This is a genomic window from Clostridium sp. (assembly GCF_016650095.1).
In the GTDB taxonomy this organism is placed as follows: Bacteria; Bacillota; Clostridia; order Clostridiales; family Clostridiaceae; genus Clostridium_AD.
In genome coordinates this window covers 1-3,938 of the sequence record NZ_JAENWL010000354.1, presented here as the reverse complement: position 1 = coordinate 3,938, position 3,938 = coordinate 1, and the positions used below count along the sequence as shown (strand labels likewise).

General features: G+C 28.8%; 5 protein-coding genes. 2 read left to right on the top strand and 3 right to left on the bottom strand.

What is annotated here, in order from left to right:
* A complete protein-coding gene (locus tag JJE11_RS16100) occupies window positions 1-549 on the bottom strand; it encodes a biotin transporter BioY (RefSeq protein ID WP_291637450.1) in 549 nt (182 codons plus the stop codon).
* Window positions 550-788: 239 nt separating this feature from the next.
* Entirely contained in the window at window positions 789-953 is a 165-nt protein-coding gene (locus JJE11_RS16095) for a hypothetical protein (RefSeq protein WP_291637448.1), read from the bottom strand.
* A 290-nt stretch (window positions 954-1,243) separates the two neighbouring features.
* Here JJE11_RS16095 and rbsK point away from each other — a divergent pair, with 290 nt between their 5' ends.
* Together rbsK and JJE11_RS16085 are read left to right on the top strand one after the other, a co-directional pair.
* Window positions 1,244-2,179 (top strand): ribokinase, encoded by a 936-nt coding sequence (gene rbsK, locus JJE11_RS16090; protein ID WP_291637447.1) that lies wholly within the window; start codon window positions 1,244-1,246, stop codon window positions 2,177-2,179.
* A 26-nt stretch (window positions 2,180-2,205) separates the two neighbouring features.
* On the top strand, window positions 2,206-3,204 hold the full coding sequence (locus tag JJE11_RS16085) for a LacI family DNA-binding transcriptional regulator (RefSeq protein WP_291637446.1): 999 nt from the start codon (window positions 2,206-2,208) through the stop codon (window positions 3,202-3,204).
* 265 nt (window positions 3,205-3,469) lie between these two features.
* On the opposite strand, the gene JJE11_RS16080 is transcribed toward JJE11_RS16085, so the two are convergent.
* Window positions 3,470-3,682: a helix-turn-helix transcriptional regulator gene (locus JJE11_RS16080; RefSeq protein WP_291637444.1), complete on the bottom strand. Its 213-nt coding sequence runs from the start codon at window positions 3,680-3,682 to the stop codon at window positions 3,470-3,472.
* Between the last annotated feature and the right edge of the window lie 256 nt (window positions 3,683-3,938).

The window sequence follows — 3,938 nt, the reverse complement described above, 5'->3', positions numbered from 1 at the left end:
TTATTTCAAATACTTTGACAGTCTAGGAATTAATTGTTTAGCGAGCGTTATAGCTAGTACTGCTTTTATAATATCACCAGGTATAAATGGTATGCAAGCGTATTTAAGAGCTGAATAAAAATTTATACTTTTTCCTAAATAATTTGTAAAAATAAAATAAAAGTAGGGTACACCAATAATATAAATTACAAAACTTCCTAAAATAACAGAATATATAATTTTAGAAAGAGACTTATCTTTTTCTGTAAGCTTCCCAATTATATAAGCTGCAACAATATAACCTATTAAAAATCCAAAAGAAGGTCTTACTATTGCGCCTAGTCCGCCATAACCGCCAGCAAAGATAGGTAATCCAACTAACCCTAAAATAACATATGTGATTTGAGATAAAGCGCCTAATTTGGCACCTAATATTAGTCCTGATAAAACAACAAAAAAGGTTTGTAACGTTATAGGTACTGGTCCGAGTGGGATAGATATAATCCCCCCAACTGCCGTTAGTGCTGTAAATAATGCTGCAATTATTAGATCTCGTGTAGATAATTTCAAAATAAATTCCTCCTTATAAAGTTATAAATAGCGCAACACTATTTACTACTTAATTAAATGTGCTGTCATTATCATTGTAAACCTGTTTTATATATAAGGTTTACAATAATATTATCATGTATTATTTTGAAAGTCAACAAATTATAAATATGCATTATAAGTGCTTCTAATCTGGCGTTTTTATATAAGGGACAATAAAGTAAGACCAACAAAGAGTTGGTCTTACTTTATATCTAATGTTAAATAGTAGATGTGCGATATCTATGAACATAAAATCCTCCATTAAATACTTCAGGATTATATATTATTTCAGTATTCTCAAAATAAATTTTAACTTTTTCCTCTATGACAAATGAAATGCCTTCAACGTTTATAAAAAAATCATCAGTTCTTTGTTTATCCAAAACAAGCCCTAGTGCGGGCGACCCTCAACCAAATGCTAAAACTTCTAATCTTATAACTCCATTCTCTTTAGATTGCATTAATTTTTTTAATGCTTTATTTGATTTATCATTTAACTTTATAATCATGTGTCAGCTCCTTAGTATATGAATTATAGTTTTATTATAACTTATACTCCACTCAATATATTACAAATTTCTAGAATTATTTATTGACAAAAGACATTTAAACGTATAAAGTTAATTTAACCGGTTCACTTAATCGGTTAAGTAAATAAGAGGTGATTTATAATATGAATAAAATTTGCGTACTTGGAAGTTTAAATATGGATATAGTATTAAAAGTAGAAAAAATGGCTAAGATAGGTGAAACCATTTTTGCTAAAAGCTTAACTAATATTCCTGGAGGAAAAGGGGCTAACCAAGCAGTTGCTTCTAGGCGCATGGGCTGCGAAGTATATATGATAGGGAAGGTTGGCTTAGACAGCGATGGTGATTCCTTGGTTAGTAATCTTTCGAGGGAAGGCATAAATACAGACTGTGTTTTTAAAGATAGTAGAGAAACTACTGGAACAGCTATAATTAATGTTAACTCTGAAGGTAATAATTCTATAGTTGTTGTAGCTGGTGCTAATATGAGTATTAATTTAGATGAGATAAAGCAAAGCTATCCACGAGTAAAAGATTGCGATGTAATAATCGCACAATTTGAAACACCAGGTGAAATGACCTTTGAGGCTTTTACTTATGCAAAATCACATGGAATTATAACAATACTTAATCCAGCTCCTGCAAAAAAAGTAGATGAAAATTTATTAAAATGTACAGATATAATAATTCCAAATGAAACAGAAGCTTATGATATTACAGGAATTTTAGTTGAAGATTTAGAAAGTGCTAAGAAAGCAGCTGATAATTTCATAAAAATGGGCGTGAGTTATGTAATAATAACTCTAGGTTCAAAGGGTGCAGCATTAATAACTAAAGAAAAATCAGAATTGATTCCAGCAATAAAGGTTAATGCTATAGACACAACTGCTGCAGGAGATAGTTTTATTGGAGCAGTAGCAAGTAAATTAAGTAGTAAAGAATTGAACTACGAAAATCTTAAAAAAGCTATAGCTTTTGGTAATAGAGTTTCTTCAATAGTAGTTCAAAGATCTGGAGCACAACCGTCAATTCCAACGATGCAAGAGGTAATAGACATTTACGGGGAAAATCACAATTAATAATTACTGAAAATCGGAGGACAATTATGAATAATGTTACAATGAAGGATATAGCAGAAATGGCTGGAGTTTCTAAGGCCACAGTTTCAATGGTTCTTAATAAAAAGGATACTAGCATAAGTGACTCAACCAGAAAAAAGATATTAAAAATTTCCGAGGGAATGTCTTATATTCCCAATTCCATTGCTAGAAGTCTTAGCACCAAAAAATCAGGTACTATAGGAATTATACTCCCTGATATCACAAATCCATTCTTTTCAGAAATGGCAAGAGCTATTGAGGATGAGGCAGAGAGATTAGAATATAATTTAATAATATGTAACACTGATAATGACATTGACAAAGAAGAAAAATATATTGGACTTCTAATAAGTAAACTTATAGATGGTGTTATTTTTATGTCTGGAGGTAAAAGTAATGAAAGTATAACCCTACTAAAAAATAATAATGTTCCTTTTGTATTGGTTGATAGATATATTGAATCATATAAAGATTATTATGGAGTATTTTGCTTAAATAAGCAGGGTATAAAAGATGGCATTAAATATTTATATGAAAATGGAAAACGGAAAATAGTTTTTGTAAAAGGAACAGAAAATTTAGAAGTATCTAATCAAAGATTGGAAGGTTATATTGATGCGATGAAGAATTATCGAATATATGAAGAGAAGTATATATTTGAAGGAGACTTTAATGTTGAAGGTGGTAAAATAGCTACGACAAAAATAATAAATTGTTTTCAAAATTTAGATGCCATTTTTTATAGTAATGATATGATGGCTCTTGGAGGAATGAAAATTTTACTCAGAAATGGATATAAAATTCCACGAGATATATCAGTTATTGGCTTTGATAATATTCATATATCAGAGGTTATAGAACCAGAACTTACAACAATATCGCAACCTATTTATATAATGGGTAAAAAAGCTTGCAGTATTTTAATAGATGTGATAAAAGGAGAACTGCCTTCAGAGAAACAAGTTTATTTTGAAACAGAACTTATTATTAGAGGAACTGCATAAACTTATATTTATATTGAAGATAAGTTTAGATATATGATGAAAGAATATTCAATTTATTTCCTTGGAAATATTAGGCAATATTTTCTTGTTTTATTGCCTTATTTTAAACTTTTACGAAAAAACAATTCATACTTTAGAGTGATGAATTTCATAAAAAATCTCCTTAGATATATAAAGAGGTTTGGAATAGTTAGATAAAACTTATCATGAATAACTTAAAAAAGCCAATTAACTAAATACAGCTAATTGGCTTTTTTAAGTTATTTTAATTTATTCTAAGTTCGTCTATATTAACACATAAAATAGTTGCAATTGTTTCAATTATATTAAATGATGGGTTTTTTTTACTTCCTCGTTCTAGTTCTTCCAAATAAGTCTGGGATACATGCACATTCAAATTCTGGGATAAAGTTGATATATCTCTGCTTGTTAAAGATTTGTTAAGTCTTAATTCTCTAATCTTAGCGCCATTAAGCATATAAAAACCTCCTTATATGTCTCTAGATAATTATTATCAATCGTTATCTACATCCTAATAAATTGTACAAGTTAATTATACTATGAATATAAGCAAAAGCTGTGTTAAATTTCTGTTTTTTTTGTTAAGAATGCTAAATAGTACTGCTTTTCGTTCATAATTTGTTAACATATTTGCCATTTGAGTGCCATGGTATACCCTTATTATATAAATAGAAGATAGATGTATGAAGATTTGAATAAAATAATAAAATTTA